Source organism: Gordonia metallireducens, assembly GCF_021245825.1.
Lineage (GTDB): Bacteria > Actinomycetota > Actinomycetes > Mycobacteriales > Mycobacteriaceae > Gordonia > Gordonia namibiensis.
On sequence record NZ_JAJQJP010000002.1, the window covers coordinates 163,756 to 183,949 of the forward strand.

Genomic DNA, 20,194 nt, shown 5'->3' on the forward strand with positions numbered 1-20,194 from the left:
CAGTGTTTGATTCGATTCACAATGTCAACGACTTTCTCTCCGAGCACTGGCTCGCCGAGGTCTTTCCCACCCGCCTGAAGGTGCTCACCCGGGATTGGAAGGAACGTGGCGAGCGTGGCAAGGCGACCCCGCTACGCGGCCTGACGACTCTGGCCACCTCCTACCTAAGGGATATGGGCGACCTGCCAGAGCAGACCGCGCCCACGTTCACTGAGCGCGCCCGCGAGCTTCACGCGGGGTTGCTCGATGCCGTTGGATTGACGGCGCACTCGAGCCTGCTTCGAACGCGCCAGGCGGACACCGAAATCGATGTGCCTCTTTCCGGGCGCTACCCGAGCGCTGCCGGGTCCGACGTCCTCCACATCCTGCAGGCCGTCCCCGTGCAGGGAGTCGATGCACTGATGGGGGGCGACGTGGAGCTTATCGAGCCCGTCGCCCTTCACGTCACCAGCGAGAAAACCGAGTACATCCATTGCGTCACCGAGGCCATCACTCAGATCTTCGTCTCCGACGATGCACCCCGTTACCTCTTGGTCGTGGCCGGTGGCGTCGCGCTGCTGACAGATGTTGCTCGATGGGCCGAGGGGCGGTACCTGGCCTTTGATGTCGCGACAGCGCTGGACAGGCGCGACGACAAGGCCACCGGCGAACTGGCATTCCACGCCGGCTTGTGGTCAGCGGACGCGCTGTTGCCTGACGAGGATGGGAAGGCTGCCCTCGATCGGTATACCGAGGACTCGGAGAAGCACGCCGTCGGCGTGAGTGAAGACCTCCGCGAGGGTTTGCGAATCTCCATCGAGAAGATCGCCAACGAGGTTCTGGCGCGCCGTCGCGCGGCAGGACTGCCTGTCGAGGGGATTCCGGAGCTTCCGCGCGACCTCACCACGCAGTCACTCCGATTTCTTTACCGGATACTGTTCCTGCTCTTCGCCGAGGCCCGACCCGAACTCGGGGTCCTACCCGTGGGAACGCCAGAGTACGAGTCGGGCTATGGACTCGATCGGCTCAGGGAACTCGTCCAGGTTCCGCTGACCGGGCGCTCCGCGCATGGACATCACCTTCACGATTCGCTCGACAAGCTGTTCCGCCTGGTGAACACCGGACACAACTCCGGCCGGAGGGATATCGATGGGCTGGTGTTCGAGCCGCTTCGGTCAGATCTGTTCGATCCTGCGAAGACCCCCTATATCGACGGCGATGACATGCGGATCAGCAATCGAGTCCTTCAGGAGGTGCTGAACCTTCTCCTGCTGTCGAAGCCGTCGAAGAACAAGAACAAGCAGCGCGGGTATATCTCGTATGCCCAGCTCGGTATCAACCAGCTGGGCGCCGTCTACGAGGGCTTGATGTCGTACACCGGACTCATCGCCACCGACGACATGGTCGAGGTTGCCAAGGACGGCAACGCCGACAAGGGCTCCTGGCTCGTCCCATCCGCCAAGTCGGGTGACTACGACGAGAAAGACATCGTCTGGCGCGAGGATCGTCTCACCGGACGCAAGGACATCGTCCGGCACACCAAGGGCAACTTCGTGTTCCGTCTGTCTGGACGGGACCGTCAACGGAGCGCTTCCTACTACACGCCCGAAGTGCTCACCAAGTGCGTGGTGAAACACTCGCTCGCAGAGCTGATCACCGAGGCCACGACGGCACGAGACATACTTGAGTACCGCATCTGCGAACCCGCGCTGGGTAGCGGCGCCTTCCTGAACGAGGCAATCAACCAGCTGGCCGCCGAGTACCTGAGGCGCCGGCAAGACGAGCTACAACAGCCGATCAAGCCCGAGGACTACACCACAGAATTGCAGAAAGTGAAGGCCTACCTGGCACTTCACCGAGCCTACGGTGTCGACCTCAACTCGACGGCGGTCGAGCTGGCAGAGGTGTCCTTGTGGCTCAACGTGATGCACCAAGGGCTCCAGGCCCCGTGGTTCGGTCTGCATCTGCGACGAGGAAACTCACTGATCGGGGCTCGACGGGCAACCTACGATCTGACCGCGCTCGGACGCGCGAAGAAGAGTTGGTTGAAGACACCGGCCACCGAAAGACCACTCTCGGAGGGCGCAATCGGGGAAGGCGAGATTCACCATTTCATCCTCCCAGCCGAAGGATGGGCCGCGGTCGCCGACACCAAGCAAGCAAAGGAACTCGCGCCGGAACCTGCTGCAACACTGAGGGAGTGGCGCAAGAACGTCACAAAGAAGCCCGGCAAAGTTCAGGTCGAACGATTGAAAGCTCTCGCGACGCGCGTAGAGCGGATGTGGGCGCTGGCCCAACGCCGCCTCGAGATCAGCGAACAGCAGATCTCCCGTCAGATCGACGTCTGGGGTGCCGACCTACCCGTGGTCGAAGATGCAGTGGACCGCGCTCGTGTCGAGCAGGAACTCCACGACCCCGAGCGACCCTACGCACGCCTTCATTTGGCAATGGACGCCTGGTGTGCACTCTGGTTCTGGCCTTTGGCCGACTCGCACGCTGTTGGCGAGCCGGGAACGCAACCGCCGAATCTTGACGAATGGATCGTCACGCTCGAAGAGCTCCTGGGCGCGGCGGGAATCAAGAAGGTCGACAAGAACCAGTCCTCGTTCCACGACCTTGCCGAGGAGTTCGATGAACTGAGTCAGATCGAGGACGACGACCGCCAATTCTCGGGGATGCGGTCGATCCCCGACCTCCTCCTGCGTCACCCATGGCTCGGGACCGCGCGTGCGATCGCACAGGAGCAAGGTTTCTTCCACTGGGAGTTGGACTTCGCGCAGGTTTTCCAACGGGGCGGCTTTGATCTGCAGGTTGGGAATCCGCCGTGGGTCCGACCTACATGGCAGGACGACGTCACTCTTGCCGAGCACGACCCCTACTTCATCCTCCAGGAAAAGATTCCCGAGAAAGCTTTCAAAGCCCGCCGCGCTGCTCAACTCGAGGACGAAGACCTTCGGGGCGACTATCTCGACGACCTCACCGCTTGGTCCGGTACCGCTGCTGTGCTCGGATCTGGAATCGAACATTCGGTACTCAGTGGGGTGCAGACAAACCTTTACACGAACTTCATGGAGCGGACCTGGCGAAGTATGTCAGCGCAGGGCATCTGCGGCCTCCTACACCCGGAGAGCCACTTCACCGATCCAAAGGCTGGCCCCCTACGTGCTGAGGCGTACGGACGACTTCGACGCCACTGGCAGTTCATCAACGAACTGCAGATGTTCGAAGAGATACATCACATGACGCTCTTTGGAGTCCATGTCTACGGCGAGCCAGGTTCTATCAGTTTCTTACAATGCTCAGGGTTGATGCAGCCTGAAACGATCGATCGCTCAGTATCCTCAAGCGTACTCGGAGAGGAGCCGGCGATTCAGAACCCTTGGGGTGGCTGGGATTTGCGACCGCATGCAAAGCGGGTCGTTACGATTGACGCCACCGTATTATCTACGTGGGTCCAACTATTCGATTCGCCGGGGACGCGACAGGACGAGGCAAGACTAGTTCGGCCGCTGTCAGAAGGACACCTTGAAGTCCTAGAGGCACTGGCCTCGGCGAGTACTCGACTATCGGACGTGGGATACAGGTGGTCGAGCATGTTCCACGAAAAGGGTGCGAAGCAGGAGGGCCTGATCGAGTGGTCGACGGGGATCCCCAGGTCCTGGGACGAGGTAATCCTTCAAGGCCCACACTTCACCGTCGCAAATCCGTTCGCACGACAGGCAAATGAGGGGTGCAAGAACAGCAGCGATTACACCACCTGGGAGCTCGAGGTCCTTCCTGAATCGGTGATCCCGCGGACCAACTACCAGCGCGCGTGCGACCGCGACACCTACGACGCCGGAATACCCATGTGGGGCGACCGGCTGGCGACCGACTACTGGCGGGTGGCGTGGAGGCGCATGACGCAGCCAGGGCTTGAGCGATCCCTTCACGCAGCGCTAATACCTCCGGGGGTAGCGCATGTACACACGGTCAACTCGTTGGCCGTGTGTACATGCGCGAACACATGTAAACAACTCGGGGATAGCGATGGGCGTGCTGATGTGAGGCGAACATCACTCGTAGGCGGACTCTGGGCATCACTACCTTTCGATTATCTGGTCAAGGTAAGCGGCAAGTCCGATGTTCAGGCGGAGCTCATCGATCGTTTCCCCGCGCCTCTGGATCATCCAGCGGCGAGAATGCTGTTGCTACGCACACTCAGGCTCAATTGCCTCACGCGGGACTATGCATCGTTATGGGATGCTCTCTACGACAGTAGCTTTGGGCATGACAACTGGACCGCACCGTTTGGGTCGCTCATCGACGACCTCGCTGTCACGGAACCGGCATGGTCGATGAAGACCCCGCTGCGCACTGACTTCGAACGTCGTGCGGCGCTGGTCGAGATCGATGCCCTCGCGGCCTTGATGCTGGGTCTGACCGCCGAACACCTGGCCCTGATGTTCCGCGCCCAGTTCCCCGTACTTCGCAAGTACGAGTACGCAATGTACTTCGATGCCAATGGTCGCAAGATCGCCAAGGACCACCAGACGCATGGAGTCAGGCAGCAAAAGGATGACTACAAGCTGTTACAGGCATGGATGAATGGTGAGGACTGCGGCGATCTGCTCGATCGGTACACGCCGTTTGGTCCGGATGAGAACCATGACCAGCCATGGTTCTACAAGCCAGATCGAGAGGCGGAGATGCGCGCCGCCTACGCCGAATTCGAGCGGCGATTGGCCGACGGATGACGGCACCGCAGCCGGCCATCCCGTCTTTGCTGGCATCCGAGACACGAGAGTCGATCGTTGAGTACCTGTCGACGACCTTTGCGTTGTCGGACCCTGAAGCGCAACACGCATTGCGGGAGTTCCTCAGTGGCCCCGACGCCGGGATCTTCCGGGGACCGTATCTGAAGATCCGGACTCCGTACCAGCCGGTAGGGGACGGTTGGGTGTCACCGCTGGAGTGGATGCCGCCGGGGTTCCGTCCCTTCCGACATCAGGCTGAGGCGTTCACGCGTCTCTCCACGAATGGTCGGTCCTCGAAGCCGACCATCGTCACCACGGGCACCGGCTCGGGAAAAACCGAATCATTCCTTGTCCCACTCCTCGATCACGCTCAGCGCGCCGCAGCGAGGGGAGAGGACGGGATCAAGGCGATCATCCTGTACCCGATGAACGCCCTCGTCACCGACCAAGCGCGCCGTCTTGCCCAGTACATTCATGGCGATCCCCGGCTCCACGGAGTGACCGCCGGGGTATATATCGGCGGCAACGGCAAGCGGAAGCATCCGAGTCGGTACGCCTTGGTCGACCACCGAGAGACCCTGAGGGAAAACCCGCCGGATATCTTGCTCACCAATTACCGCATGCTCGACCTTCTGCTGCTTCGGAAGGCGGACGCCGCGTTGTGGTCCGGCGCCGCAACATCATTGCAGTATCTGGTGCTCGATGAGTTCCATACTTACGACGGCGCTCAAGGCACCGACGTCGCAATGCTGATCCGCCGACTGGGTGCCAAGATCGGGGTCGCCGGCAGCGAAGGGCCTCTGGGGCGCTTGACTCCGGTCGCCACGTCGGCGACGCTCGGAAGTGGCAGTCGTACCGACGATCTCCGAGAGTTCGCCGAAAAGGTCTTCGGCACTTCGTTCGAGCCTGATTCCGTTGTCGGTGAGACCTCCCTCCTGGCCACCGACATCGTCCCTGATGTCGACTTCGCTCTCGAAATCCCAGATGTGGCACAGATCCTCAGCGCTCAACGTCCGGTGAGTCATGACCCCTCCAGCTGGGTTCCGTTGGCGCGCGCAATACTGGGCCGGTCCGGCAATTCCGATGCCGACCTCACCGATCCCGCCCACATCGGGAAACTACTGAAGCGGCACTTCCTGACCAAAGTCGTCATCGATGTGCTGCGGGACGATCCAAAATCCGTGGCCGATGCCGTGATCGGCGTCGCAGAAGCCGGCATCCTGCCCTGGGGGGTGCACAACGCCCAACACCCGCAGCAGGTCCAAGAAGCGCTTCTTCGGTTCCTCGCGCTCATGTCCATCGCCAGGGTTCGTGACACCACGGGCGCGCTGCGGCCACTGGTCACCATTCAAGTTCAGACGTGGGTCCGTGAGATCACCCGCATGCTACGGGCGGTGACCGTCGAACCCGAGTTTCGATGGTGGCACGACGGACCGAGGGAAGGGCAGCGATACCTCCCGGCGATCTACTGCCGGGTGTGCGGTCGAGCCGGATGGATGGCAGCCACAACCGAACTGGGCGACAGCCTCGCGGGAGACCCCACCGTCGTCTGGCGAAACAGCGCTCGACGAAAGACCCGGGCCCGCACGCGCACGCTCCTGGCCGCCGACCCCACCGAGACCGGGATCGGGTACCTCGACGCCGAAACCCTCGAACTCCACGGCCAACCGGGCTCCCACACCATCCCCGTCCACGTGTCGTCGTCGGACGAGGACGCAGCCAGTGAGACCTGCCCATCATGTGCCGCCCGAAACTCCATCCGCTACATGGGTTCCAGCGTCGCGACACTACTCAGTGTCGGACTGACGGCCGAGTTCGGTTCAGAAGTCCTGCCCGAGGACGAGAAGAAGACCCTGGTCTTCACAGATTCGGTGCAGGACGCGGCACACCGTGCGGCGTTTATCGAAGGCCGTGCCTTCGCATTCAACTTTCGATCCGCACTGCATCGTGTTGCGGGGGAGCGGACGACACTCGCGAAGGCAGGCGAGGCACTGAGCGCCACGGCGTCGACGAGCGACCTGTATTCGATTACACCCCCCGACTTCACACGACGCGCAACCACCGACCCTGACTGGCTCGATCACGACGACGGAACACTACGCGCTCTTCTCGCCACCCGCCTCGCATTCCAGGCAGGTCTGGAGGTCGGACTCAACTCCCGAACGGGCCGCACACTCGAGCTGACATCCGCGTTGGCGATCGATATCGACCTAGACCTGGACGTCCTCGCTCACCACGCTCGCGAAATCCACCAGAACCTGCCGCAACTCAGCATGGACGAAGCCCGCGACGTCACGGTCTACCGCCCCTGGCTGCTGGGACTGTTGGATCACCTGCGTGCCGGGGGCGGAATCGTGTATCCGTGGCTGCGCATCTATATCTCCACCGAAGGCAAACGGTGGTCGATTTGGCTGGGTGGCCCAGACGGAGCGCCGAGGTTTCCCCCCGGTCGGCCGGCACCCTCCTTCTACACAACCGGGCCGGCCTCCAACACCGACTTCCAGTCACTGAGTCCGAAGGGCGAATCCTGGCTCACCGACTGGACCAAACGCTGTCTGGGAGTGACCACAGCCGAGGCGAAGACGCTCCTCTTGGAGACGGTCGCCCGCCTTGCCGGCCAGGATGGCCCGCTGATTGTCCGCGCGGGCGAAAAGGGCTCCAGCATATACGGTCTGGCAGCCGAGCGAGTGATCCTGGATACCGAGGACATCGCACGTCTTGAGTGCCCAACCTGCCACCACGTCCAACCCTCCACTGGAAACCGACTCGAGGTATGGGCAGAAGCGCCGTGTCCGCGCATGCGATGCAACGGTCGACTTCAGGTGAGCGGGATAGAGTCGACGAACTTCTATCGGACGATGTACCGCAGTGGGCGGATTCGCCGCATCGTCAGCGCCGAGCACACAGGCCTTCTCGGACGTGATGAGCGCGAGAACGTCGAGAGCCGCTTCAAGTCGGGAGGATCAGCCGCCGACCCGAACATTCTTGCTTGCACGCCCACCCTGGAACTGGGCATCGACATCGGTGACCTGAGCACGGTCGCGCTCGCCTCCCTGCCGAGATCCACCGCCAGCTACCTGCAGCGTGTCGGACGAGCAGGCCGGTCGACAGGTAACGCATTCGTACTCGCCGCAGTGCCGACGTCGCCCCGCGACCTGTACTTCTTCGCCCAACCCGGACATCTGATCGCCGGCGAGGTACTCCCACCCGGCGCATATCTCGAGGCAACGGAACTTCTTCACCGGCAATACTTTGCGTTCTGCCTCGACAAGGTTGCGGAAGGGCAGATCACTGTGGCGGTGCCGATGCCGCCGCGGCTCGACGAGTGTCTCGATGGAGGAATGGAGGACGGTCGTTGGCTACGCTCCGTCACCGACGCGTGCACTGAACAAGCGGCAGCACTGACGTCGGAGTTCCTGGACCTGTTCGCCGAGCACCTTTCCGACGAGGTCAAACCTCGACTCACCTCGTTCGCACAGGAGGGTATGCGTCAGCTCATCTCCAGTGCGTCAGCGCGGTGGTGTGAGGAGTCCCGGGAGATCCGCACACGGCTCACCGACCTGTCAGCGACCATTGCCGAGCTGGACAAGCATGGCCATCTCGACGACAAGGAAAAAGAAGACCGCAAGCGTTGTGCGGGCGAATTCAAAGCCCTACGTGACCAGCTGACCGAACGCGCATCAATCGAAACGCTCACCGGACTGTCCGGCGTCGGCCTGCTTCCGAACTACAACTTGCTCGACGACGCCACGACACTCGATGTCCACTTGTGGTGGACCGTCGGTGACGGTGGAGGAAAGCCTCAGACCGAAGCGCTCGATCTGACCTACGAGCGCGGCAGCGCGACCGCACTCACCGAGCTCGCGCCCGGCGCCTATTTCTACGCAGGTGGCAAGCGGGTCGAGATCGACGCCGTGGACATAGGGCCGGCCGCCAAGCCTCATTGGCGACGCACGCGGTTGTGTCCCGACTGTGCTTGGGGTACAACCGATTCGATATCCGTGTCGGTATGCCCGCGATGCCGGTCCGCCGCCGTCGCCGACTCAGGAGCGGTGCACAACGTGCTCGAACTCCGCAAGGTGTCGGCGGTTCACCGGCTCGACGACGTCCTGATCGACGAGGAAGCAGAGGATCGCACCCGAACATTCTTCGGAACCGTGACGGGCGTGGACATCGAACCGCAGGACATAGCCGAGGCATGGCGCCTGAAGGACAAGGCCTTCGGCGCCGAGTATGCCCGCGTCGCGCTCGTCCGCAGTGTGAACACCGGATTCGGCGACAGTCCCGGGAACGAGATCGTGGTCGCGGGTGAGCGTCGTAATGCTCCGGGGTTCATGACCTGCGAACACTGCGGTGTGGTCGCCGGACGGGTGAAGTCCACCGACGACGTTCGTCACCGTGGCTACTGTTCGACCCGCAGAGGCGGAGAGGCGAAATGGACTCGCCTACTCCTCTCCCATGAACTCAGGACACAAGCCGTGCGCCTACTGCTTCCGGTGTCGTTGTTGCACTTTGAATCCACACTTGCGTCGTTCAAGGGAGCGTTATTGTTGGGTCTGCGAAAGGACTTCGGCGGCGACCCACAGCACCTGTCGGTGGTGGCATCCACGATGACGGACTCGGGTGGTGCCACGCGGCGGTTCCTGGTGCTGCACGACACCGTTCCAGGCGGTACCGGCTATCTCGATCGATTCGGTGAACCCGACCGAATACGGCACATCCTTCAACTCGCACGACGCTCCTTGGCGGAATGCCCCTGTCGCGCGGAAGAGCGCTTGGCATGCCACAGGTGTCTCTACGGAGTGCTTTCGTCACGAGAGATGCCCCACGCGTCGCGAGAAACCGCGCTGAAACTCCTCGACGACTTCCTTGACGACTGGGACGTAGAGAGGATCCCGACAGTCGCCGGCATCGACATCGGTACCGTACAACTCAGCGAACTGGAGCGGCGATTCCGTGAGGTGATCAAGGCCCACATCGACAAGCTGCCCGACGCTTCGTACGAGATCGCTCTCGGAAGCAAGGGCGAAGAACTCGACATCCGGTTGACCAACCCCGACGGAGGGCCTGCCAGATGGCGGATGCGCCCGCTGGTACAGGTGGTTGCCGACGGGGTCGCAACCGAACCAGACTTCCTGTTCACCCGAGTCGACGCACAGACCGCCGATGTTGCGGTGTACCTCGACGGTAAACAGTTCCACGCGAGCGTCGAGAACAACCGCACCCACGACGACGCCCGCAAGCGAAACGCTCTGCGCAACGCGGACTATCGGGTGTGGTCGATCTCTTGGGAGGACGTCACCGCGGTGGAAAGTGGATCGCCGAAGGACCGTTCTCGTGACATCGTCCACCAGAACCTCAAGAACGACGCCGCGGTTCGGGTCTCCGACACTCGACTGAAGGTGCTGTGGGACAATCCGATCGACTTCCTGACCACATATCTTGCCGATCCCGACGCCGACGTCTGGGCCGACGGGGCGGCCGCCACCGTGCTCGCACTCGTCAATCCGTCAAACAAGCACGGTCAGGCCCCGCCCGTACAAACAGATGGCGAACACCTCGCACAGGTACTCGTCGATATGGCAACCGACGCGCCGGTCGACCAGCACGGTGGACCCCTCATGGTCGTCCCACGCCACGGACTGAGCGGCCTACCGATCCTGGTTTGCGCCGATCCGGCCGAGTTCGAATCGACACTTGGCGTATTCACGCTCCTCGACGACTCGGACACCACCGTGGGAGGCACCACACACGATGCGCACTGGCGCGGATGGCTACGGTGGTCGAACATCTTGCAGTTCCTGCCGCTCCCACGCTTCGGTGCGTTGATGCCGCGTCGCATGGCCGCAATCTGGACCTCACGGTCGGTCGGGGACTTCCTGGCAGTACCGGTACCACTCGCTTTCACCGAGAAACCGCGAACCGACATCGTGACCCCGATGTCGGAGGACTGGAGCATCGTGCATGAATACGCCGACCCAGCGGTGGAACGGCTCGTCGTAGCGCTGGCCGCGGCCGGTGCCGAGGCGCCAGAAGTCGGCGCTGAGTTCGGTCCCGGCGATACCGCCTGGATCGTGGAACTCGGGTGGGAGGAGCCGAAGGTCGCCGTCGTGACGGACGTGGAGGCAGACCGCGACATGTGGTTGGCCGACAACGGTTGGCGCGTATTTCACGTCTCGGAGCCGGACTCCATCGAAGTCGACGAGGTGGCGGACGCCCTACAGGGAGGAGCGGCATGACGAAGTACGTCCAGATGCACGAGAAGTTCCAGGGGTCGTACGACAAGTTGGACGGTAGCCTCAAGTCCCGAGTGCTGAACTTCATGGTCAAACTCCAACAGGACCCGGACGCGACCGGGCTGGACTTCAAACAACCAAAGGCTGCCGCGAACAAGTTCGTCCGCACTGCGCGAGTTACCGACGGCTACCGTGCAGTCCTCCTCGACCCTGGCGGTGACTCGGCGCTGTATCTCGTCGCAGTCATGAAGCATGACGATGCCTATGACTTTGCGCAGAACCTGACGGTGCAGGTCAACACCAAGACCGGTGCCGCCGAGGTATACGACCGCGTCGCGCTCGGAAACGCCGTGGAATCAGCAACAACGACGACCCACACTGATCGCGCGGCCTTCATGCCACCGACAATCACCGTGGCCGATCTCGAGAGATTCGGGGTCGACACCGAGGTCGCACAGCGCCTCGTCGAGGTCGTGGATGAACAGTCGTTCCTCTCCATTGCCGAGGCGTTGCCCAATACACAGGCAAGCGCAGTACTGGATCTGGCCTTCGGCAAGAGTCCAGACGACGTGTGGAAGGACTATGCACTCGAGGAACCAGGTCCGGTCGATCCCGAGGACCTCGAGAAGGCGCTGGAACGACCCATCAGTCGCTTGAACTTCACCGCTGCAGCCGGCGATAACGAAGCCGAGCTCCGTGCAGTGCTGGAGGGAGATTTCGCCCGCTGGCGCGTGTGGTTGCACCCGCTGCAGCGATCCCTGGCCACTCACGACGGCTGGAACGGACCATTTCGGGTTACAGGTGGAGCCGGTACCGGCAAGACGGTGACAGCACTTCATCGCGCCCGGCACCTGGCCAAACGGCTCGAGTCCGAAGGCGTCGACGCCAAGGTCCTGATGACCACCTTTACCCGGAATCTCGTGCGAGCGATCGAGGAGCAGCTGATCGAGCTCGCCGGCAAAGAGATCACCCAGCGCGTCGAGGTTCTCAACGTGGATGCATTGGCACGGAAGGTATTGGCGGCGACCGACACCGGACGAACCATTCTCGCGGCGTCCACCCTGGTGGCCGACGATGACAACCGTGTTGTGCAACTGTGGAAGACGGCTGCCGCGAGTGCAAAAGGAGCCTGGCAACCCGCGTTCCTCGCCGACGAGTGGGCCCTGGTCGTCCTGGGAAACGCGATCGAGGATGAGAAAAGCTACCTCCATGTGCCGCGAACCGGTCGTTCACAACGGCTTTCGCGACCTCAACGTGGTGACGTGTGGTCGGTAATCGAAAGATTCCAGCAGTTGATGCGCGCCGACGGTTTGATCACCTACACGGAACTGGCTGCGCGAGCGGCCTCCTCGCTTCAATCGGATCCAAGGCTCGCCGGGAGATTCGGATATCGCCACGCGGTGATCGACGAAGCCCAGGATCTGCACCCGGCGCATTGGAGGCTCCTGCGGGCTCTGGTCGCGCCGGGCACCGACGATCTGTTCATCGTCGGCGACGCCCATCAACGCATTTATGGGCGGCCGACACCGCTCTCGCGGTATGGCATCGAGACCCGCGGTCGATCGCGGCGCCTGACCATCAACTATCGGACGAGCCGGGAGATCCTGCAATGGACATTGAAGGTGGCCGATCCCGAGGTCGATGACCTGGATATCGAGTCCGACACCTTACAGGGCTCCCGGTCGGTGTTCGGGGGGCCAGAACCCGAGACCCACGGCTTTGAGTCGGTCAAGGAAGAAGACAACGGCATCGCCAAGGTCGTGGCCCGATGGATCGGCGAGGGTCTGCCTGCCCGCGACATTGCGGTCTTCACTTACGAAAAGTGGCACTTCGATGGAATCGTCGCCGCTCTGAAGAACGCAGGCATATCGGCCTCCGAGGTCGGTGCCGATACCGCTGTAGAGAAGCTTGGCGACTCGGTCCGCGTGATGACGATGCATCGAGCGAAGGGTCTGGAGTTCCGGGGCGTGGTGTTGGCCAGGCTGGGCGACCAAGACTTCCCACCGGCTTTTGTGCGGCGCAAGACAGGGGAGGGGCTCGAGCGAGAACTCAAGCGCATCCGTTCCGTGCTGTACGTAGCCGGCTCACGGGCACGCGAGCGAATGGCTGTCACGTACGTGGGTACCCCGTCGTCGATGCTTGGTAATGCAAGTGACTGATGAGGGGGGGTACAAGTGACCACGGTCGATTTCGAACTCGATGAGTCTCAACGAGCGGTCGCCGAGGCGCCGGCCGACGCACGTCTGCTGGTGGTTGCAGGTGCGGGTCAGGGCAAAACCGAGGTCGTGGCCTCCCGCATTGCCTATCTCGTCGACGAAGAGGCTCTATCGGCTTCCACGGGCATCATGGTGCTCAGCTTCTCGCGGGCGGCTGTGCAGGCCGTTCGGACGCGACTCGCGGGCCGCGACATTGCCACCACCGATGTCCGGACTTTCGATTCGCTTGCGGCGTACCTCATTTCACAGAGTGGCGTCGAACCTGTCGGCTCCTTCGATCATCGCGTCCGACAGGCTACGAAACTCCTGGAGTCCGACACCGACGCTCTCGACGAATTGGACGACCTCGAACACGTCATTCTCGATGAGGTCCAGGACCTCGTAGGGGACCGAGCCGAGATGGTCCTCGCACTGCTCGCTCGTCTCGACGAGTCGGTCGGCTTTACCTGCCTGGGTGACCCGTTGCAGGGAATCTACGACTTCACGCTGGAGGATTCTCATAGCAAACGGACGTCGTCGGAGTTCATGGCCGAGCTCACGGGGGAGTTCGGGGCGAGCGTTGTCGCGTTGGAGAAAAACTACCGTGCACGAGGGGACTTTCCACGTGCGGTGGTTGACCTCGGTCATGTGGTTCGAGACAAGAGCCGCGACGACGCGGCCCAATCGGTGACAAGATTCGAATACACTCTTCCGCATTCGGGCGAGGTGATGGACTGGGGGTTTCTCGACGACCCAGGTGCCGGGCGCACGGCAGTCTTGTGCGCCACCAACGGTGAGGTTCTCCGGGTATCGCGCTTCCTGACGAAACAGGGGATAAGCCACGTGGTGCGCAGACCTGCGCAGGACTTCGGCGCTGCTCCTTGGATAGCCAGGATCTTCGAAGGAATGGCAGGGCCCGAAGTTGCACGGTCCGATGTCGAGGCAGCAATTGAGGCAAAGCTCGATTCGAGTCTGCAGGACGAAGCGTGGTACTTGCTCAAGGGCGCAGAAGGCCGGACTCGGACCATGCAACAGCTCAATCTCCCGCGGCTCCGGTCACTCGTCTCCTCCGGGTCGCTTCCGCTGACACTGACAGAGCCCGACAACGCACAGGTCATCGTATCGACTGTGCACCGCGCCAAGGGTTTGGAGTTCGACCGGGTGTTTTTCGTTCACCCCAATGGCGCCGCCGCAGACATGAGTGAGTGGCCGGTGATCCGGCAGCGATATGTCGCTTTGAGTCGCGCACGGGATGAAGTTGCGGTGATCGACGTCCCCGGGCAGTGGTCGTGGTTCGAGTCGAGGGACAACCGTCAGCGCGAACGCAAGAAGAGCAAGCAAGGCAAAAAGTACACGTTCGCAATCGAATTCGGACCTCGCGATGTTCGCGACACCTCGCCGGTACCCAACGACGCCGAACGGCAGCGAGCGATGCAAGTCGAGCTGACCAAGGTTCGCTCCGGCGCACTTGTCACCGGGGTCTTTGATTCCATGTCACCAGATGGTGTGCCCATTTTCGTGTTGCGCACTGCAAGCGGCGCTGAGTTGGGGGTGACCAGCGACAGATTCGGGAATGCCCTTGATTACGAGTTCGGTTACCGCTTCCGGGATGGCTGGGACGGGGTCGCGATTGACGGACTTCGGTTGGTGTCGGTAGAGACTGCCGCCTGCGATCCTCACTTGACGGAGGCGGCAGGCCTCGGTCCGTCGGGCTTCTGGTTGGTTCCGAGAGTGCTCGGACTCGTGACTCCCGAGCGCTGACCGCTACTCCGCGGATTCACGCTCCTGACGGAACCGCTCACGAATCTGTTCCAGCGTCTCCCCGGTACGTTCCAGCCGCCAGTCTCGCCAGCCGTTTCTGCTTGAACCTGTCAGGTCGGACAAGGCGGAAGAGGGACTGGCGTAATGTCTTCCGCCGGTGAGGAACTGCCCTGCTCTCGTGATCTTCGCGGTGAAAGACGTTCCCTTGCGCGGTTGCTCGTGATAGACGCGGTCACCTTCAGTGATGAGGCCCGCACGCATCAGTTCGCTGATGGACTCGCTGTGGACCGTGCGGGTCCGCGCTGTCTGCTGACGATCGAATCCCCTGGGGCGAGTAGACACCGAGGTCTCCTCGATCGGCTGGTCGGCCGACTCCTCCGTGGCGGTCGCAGTCGCGGAGCGGATCTTCTCGATATAGAGGGTGCCTGCGATCTCTCGAAATGCGAACCCATCGGCAACCGACTGTGTCAGTGCCTCGTGCGGTGACCCGCCAACTGCATCGACAACCTCGATTCGATCCTGTAGGCGCGAGACAGAGCCCACGGGGAGGTCGGCAAAGAAGCCTTCGATCTCAGACCAGATGTCGCGCAGCCAGTCGGACTCGTCGTGAGCGGAGTCCTGCGGACCGGTCTCAGGCACATCATCGGCAGGGGCGACCGAATCGGGGTGGGGCCATGTGCGGATAAAGCCAGTGGCCAACTCGGCCCCCCGCACGCTGATGGGTACGTCAGAGAGGGCTTCAGGGAGTGATCGATTCAGACAAAAGTCGGTCGACTCGAGGATGCGACGACGTGATGCCCAGTCGTGGGCTTTGCCCAGAGCGCGCGACACCGTCGTGGGGACAAGTGTCAGATTACCGAGAGACGCTCGGTGAACATCATCCACGTCGTCGTCTGCCGTGGCCAGCAGGGCGTACACCGAGTCCGACACGGGGTTGCCTTCGTGAGCGGGGGCCAACCCTCGCTCACATCCGCGGAGTACAAGTTGGACTCGGGTGCGGGTCAGATTCTTGAAAATCGGCGAGGAAACGAGCGCCTCGCGAATCTCGGCGTCGGTCGGCCAACGACCTGACTCCGAAGTGTTGGACTGGAAGACCGTCCGAATCCGTTCGCCATACGGGCCGTCGGAGTGCTGGAGCACTCGAAGGAGGTCAAGGAGCATCCGGTTGTAGTTCTTGCTCGTCGATCGAAGTACTGCACGACGGACCAACCAGGACTCGAGGTAGCCGAATGCCTCGATCCGGTCGTCGATGTCTGCGTTGCGGTCGAGGTAGAGCACGACAGGAGCAAGAACTGTCGTATCCAGAGCGTCGGCGGTCTCGAGAAGACGGTCGTGCACGTCGGTGCCCGACCGATCGATGATCGTCCTGTACGTCTCGCTGCACTCGGCGATATCCGCGAGCAGCTCGAGCAATTCGTCGCGATCCATCGTCGACGTCAGTCGTTTGAACCGATTGAAGAGACCGGACGTTGTGACCTCTTCTCCAGTCCTCATGGTCAGGTAGTGGCCGAAGAAGGCGTCCAAGCGCGACCGGATGATGCGGCCTTGACGTACGTCCTCCTGCCAGAATGGGGTTTCGAGGCGGCGCCAGTGGTCATCGAAGGCCTGCTCGACATCGACGCCCGCGCGCTCTAGTAGCTGAAAGAGGGAGTTCTTGACCAGATCACTGGGCAGGAGTGGCGTTCCACGGTCATTGAGACTCTCGAAAATAACCTGTGCGTTGTCGTTGCCGGTCAGCTCGATGGAAACGAGTTGGAGTCCGATTCGGAGGGCATCGACCAGCGATTTAACCCTTGCATGATCCGGGTCGGCCTCACCCAGCCACGCGAGCGTCTCATCGAAGAAGAACTCGTAGGCGTCCTGGAGTCGAGAGTCATCGCCGTCGACCGTGTTTCTGTGGTCCACAATCGCGGTGAACGCGTCACGGTCACGCAGGGTCGGCCACACCTTGTAGGGCGCGAATTTCTCCGTCGACAGCTGGTCTTCGTTGACTGTGAGCTTGTTGATCGCACTGACGAACTTGCGGTCGATACCCGCGGTCTCGAAAGCGTCGCGCACTGCACACAGGGCGATCTGGAGGGTGGTGATCCGCTGCTGACCATCGATCACCTGCAACACGCTGATGTCAGCCGAGTCCTTCTCGGTGCAATCAAGAACCACCGCGCCGAGGAAGTGGGGTTCGGCTGCTGAATTCCGAGATAGCGTGTCAGCCATCGCGACGATATCGGCCCACAGGGGTTCCCAGTTCTTGGTCCTCGTCCAGACGTACGGACGCTGGAAGACAGGGACAACCAAGCATTGCTCGCCCTCGAAGAGTTCGCGGACCAGCTTTGCCTCGGCCTTCATGTCGATAACTCCGTCGGTGTTGGTAGATCTAATGGTTGAGAGTCAAACTAGCGGACGACAGCGGCAAGGGGGCATGTGACCATGCAGACACTCTGCGATTCGATTCGTGGCGAGATCGTCCGCGTCGGACCGCTGACATCGGTCGAGCTCGCCGATCGCCTGTCAGCGACGGTTACCGAGATACAGCAAGCACTGCTGGACCACGACGCTGTATTCGCGCCGCCGCCCCGTGGTGCCGAGGCCTGGGACCTTGTGTCGGCCGATGAATTGTCAGAACGACTGGGGATGAGTCGACCGCTGCGTCCCTGGCAGACAGAGGCTCTCCAAAAGTGGATGAGTTCGGGTCGTGTCGGCGTAGTCGAGGCGGTCACCGGCGCGGGCAAGACGGATGTGGGCATCGCAGCGATCGCTGATGCCCGTCGACGCGGTGTCCCGACGCTGATCCTCGTCCCGGATCGCGAACTCGTTGATCATTGGCGCCGCATCCTTGAGACGTCATTGCCAGGGGTGAAGGTCGGTACGCCCGACGACTCCAAGGCGCTGGCCGTGCCGGAACAGCTCATCGTTTGCACCCCGGCTGGACTCGGTAAGCGCCGGTTGACGGCATTCCGTGGTGCCGGACTGTTGATCGTTGACGAACTGCAGCGAATACCTGTGGCGGACTACACCGACGTGGTGTTCCCGCGAGCAGAGATCACCGAGCGACTCGGACTCACCGCGGCGTACGAATGGTCCAGTTCCCAGACCGAGCGGATTGTTCGTCCGTATCTCGGCGACCTGATCGAGGGTTGCGACTATCAGCGTGCTGTCGCTGAGGGCATCCTCGGGCGTCCGCTGGTACTCACCGTCGGAGTCAGTTTCTCGCGCGACGAACGCGATGACTACGACGCTTGCTCCCAACGCCTTTCCGACGCCGAGCGAAAGCTCCGCGACACCGGGGTCGACCTGAGCGCCGGCCTGTATGAGACCGCACGTCAGATCGACTCCGGGGCGCTGGTCGGAGAGATCAGCTTCCTCGCGAAGGAGTACCTCGACGCACTCGCCGCGCGTCGCCGTGTTCTCGACGAATGCGCCGCGAAGGTGAGCGCTGTCGGGAGCATGGCACGTGGGCTCGGCGACGCACGGCGAACAATCGTCTTTACTCCGGCGGATCATGTCTCCGCCGGAGTCGTCGACGCCGTTCTGCCTGCGGCTGTCACCGCATCACCGATCGTCTCGAATCAGGATCCGTCGTGGGTCTTGGGCAGGTTCACCACCGGGACGATTTCCTTGTTGGCGACGAGTAGGTTGATGGACGACGGCATAGCGGTGCCGACGTCGCAGGTAGGCATTGTCTTGGCTACCGCGCGTACCCGAGCCCAGATGCTGCAACGGATGGGACGTGTCGTTCACCCGACGGATTGGGTCGGTCGCACAGCCTTCGTTCTTGTCTACGTCAACGCCACTGTCGAGGATCCCGATGTCGGGGGCTCGGAAGGTCATGCCGAGGACCTGATGGCCATCGCCGCCGAGCACTTCGACGTCACCGCAGAAGATGCTGTTCGGCACCTGGCTTCATGGCTGGGTGGCGATTCGCGAGAACCCCACGACGCGTCGGACACGGTCGATGCGGAAGTGGTCGTGTCCGATGAGTGGGATCCCGAGGACGCGATTCTCGACATATTCGAGGAGTACGACGGTCTCCTGACGTGGACCGAGCTCAAGGAGGTGCTCCCGGATCTCGAGGTCGAGCAGGCGATCATGCGAGGCATCGATGGCATCACCTGGATGAAGATCGGTGACAACGTCGTCGGCCTCGGTGGACGTCAATCAACTCAAACGGAAAGCCGAATATCGGCGCTGGATATCGTGGCGACGCTTAAGAGCTCGTCTGGTGGGCAACCCGTCGATGTCAGAGAAATCGCGGACAGGATGAGATCTGTTGGAACCGAATTTCAATCGGTTTCGATAGAGCGCCTCGAACAGATCTGGACAGCACTGGGTGGCTTTGTCGCTGAATCGGTGACGGCTGCGGACCAGTATTCGGCCTCATTGGATGCAGCACACGGGTCCGCCGACGAATCTGCTGCAGTCACCGCGGATTTAGCGTCAGCCGAAGTAACCCAAGAGCCCTCAAGAAGGCCGGTCAGCCCGGCCGTTCAAACCGTAATCGATGAGCTTGAGGCCCAAGGGGCCTCCGTGGATATACCTTCTGCCCACCCAACTGGTGTCCTGAATGTCCTCAGCCCCAGCGGCATACGACGAACGGTCCGCGTCCACAGTGGTATCGGCGGCAGCTGGCGAGTTAGCCAGACGGACGCAGAGCTCACGGCCGGCGACGATCTCGATGCAGTTGTGTTCACCGATCGGGGATCTACACCTCCTGCGTTCTACGTTGCTCCCGTGACGCCCTACGTCAAGCGCGTACGAGCAGTGATCGACGCGTGGGTGAAGTCCCATCCGCGAGACAGTCGATCCGGCCACGTGAACATCGAGAAGTGGGTTGTTCAAGACGGGCTGAATCGATGGGATCTCCTGTGGCCGAAGGAAAAGCCTGCACTCGAGACGGTGTCAGAGCCGCTGATCGAGGAGCGACCGGACATCGAGTTCCGGCACGCGGAGCCCGAACCGGTATCGCAATCGTCCGAAATCCAGTACTCGCCGGAGGGCGATGTGCGAGTTGTCCTGGTTCACGAGGACGCAAAGGTCGTCGGATTCTTTGATCCACGAACGTCGCGTCTCCGGATCGCCTCGGCTCCCGGAGCAGCGAAGCTGGCCGGCCGAGACTTCCGAAATCCCGCGATCGCTGCCGGAACCGTGATGTCAGTACTGTCCGGGCGAACCACATTCGGCGTGGGGTTCGACAACTGGATCGTCGACGAGAACACACGAGAAACGTTGGCGGGGTACCTCGATGACGATCGTTCGAGTGTGTCCGCCGGTGCGTGACCACCGGCGGACA

Annotated in this window: 6 protein-coding genes; 5 read left to right on the top strand and 1 reads right to left on the bottom strand. The window is 62.0% G+C overall.

Annotation, left to right across the window (positions count from 1 at the left end):
- Window positions 1–2 precede the first annotated feature (2 nt).
- The 4 genes from LQD00_RS00810 to LQD00_RS22805 are packed head-to-tail and all read left to right on the top strand — an operon-like array spanning window position 3 to window position 14,907.
- On the top strand, window positions 3–4,715 hold the full coding sequence (locus LQD00_RS00810) for an Eco57I restriction-modification methylase domain-containing protein (RefSeq protein WP_232715216.1): 4,713 nt from the start codon (window positions 3–5) through the stop codon (window positions 4,713–4,715).
- Complete coding sequence (locus tag LQD00_RS00815) at window positions 4,712–10,954, top strand: DEAD/DEAH box helicase (protein ID WP_232715217.1); 6,243 nt, start codon at window positions 4,712–4,714, stop codon at window positions 10,952–10,954. Before LQD00_RS00810 ends, LQD00_RS00815 begins: the two co-directional genes overlap by 4 nt.
- On the top strand, window positions 10,951–13,110 hold the full coding sequence (locus LQD00_RS00820) for a UvrD-helicase domain-containing protein (protein WP_232715218.1): 2,160 nt from the start codon (window positions 10,951–10,953) through the stop codon (window positions 13,108–13,110). Before LQD00_RS00815 ends, LQD00_RS00820 begins: the two co-directional genes overlap by 4 nt.
- Before the next feature lie 15 nt (window positions 13,111–13,125).
- The gene (locus LQD00_RS22805) at window positions 13,126–14,907 is read left to right on the top strand and encodes an ATP-dependent helicase (RefSeq protein ID WP_232715219.1); all 1,782 of its coding nucleotides are present in this window, start codon (window positions 13,126–13,128) and stop codon (window positions 14,905–14,907) included.
- A gap of 3 nt (window positions 14,908–14,910) precedes the next feature.
- Here the strand turns inward: LQD00_RS22805 and LQD00_RS00830 are convergent, their stop codons facing one another.
- Window positions 14,911–17,253: a GmrSD restriction endonuclease domain-containing protein gene (locus LQD00_RS00830; RefSeq protein ID WP_232715220.1), complete on the bottom strand. Its 2,343-nt coding sequence runs from the start codon at window positions 17,251–17,253 to the stop codon at window positions 14,911–14,913.
- Between the two features lie 81 nt (window positions 17,254–17,334).
- Here LQD00_RS00830 and LQD00_RS00835 point away from each other — a divergent pair, with 81 nt between their 5' ends.
- Window positions 17,335–20,181, top strand: coding sequence for a DEAD/DEAH box helicase (locus tag LQD00_RS00835; protein ID WP_232715420.1), 2,847 nt, complete (start codon window positions 17,335–17,337; stop codon window positions 20,179–20,181).
- Window positions 20,182–20,194: the final 13 nt, after the last annotated feature.

Coding starts and splice junctions, on each gene's coding strand:
- LQD00_RS00815 (WP_232715217.1), top strand. CDS start 4,712: ATGACGGCACCGCAGCCGGCCATCCCGTCTTTGCTGGCATCCGAGACA.
- LQD00_RS00820 (WP_232715218.1), top strand. CDS start 10,951: ATGACGAAGTACGTCCAGATGCACGAGAAGTTCCAGGGGTCGTACGAC.
- LQD00_RS00830 (WP_232715220.1), bottom strand. CDS start 17,253: ATGAAGGCCGAGGCAAAGCTGGTCCGCGAACTCTTCGAGGGCGAGCAA.
- LQD00_RS00835 (WP_232715420.1), top strand. CDS start 17,335: ATGCAGACACTCTGCGATTCGATTCGTGGCGAGATCGTCCGCGTCGGA.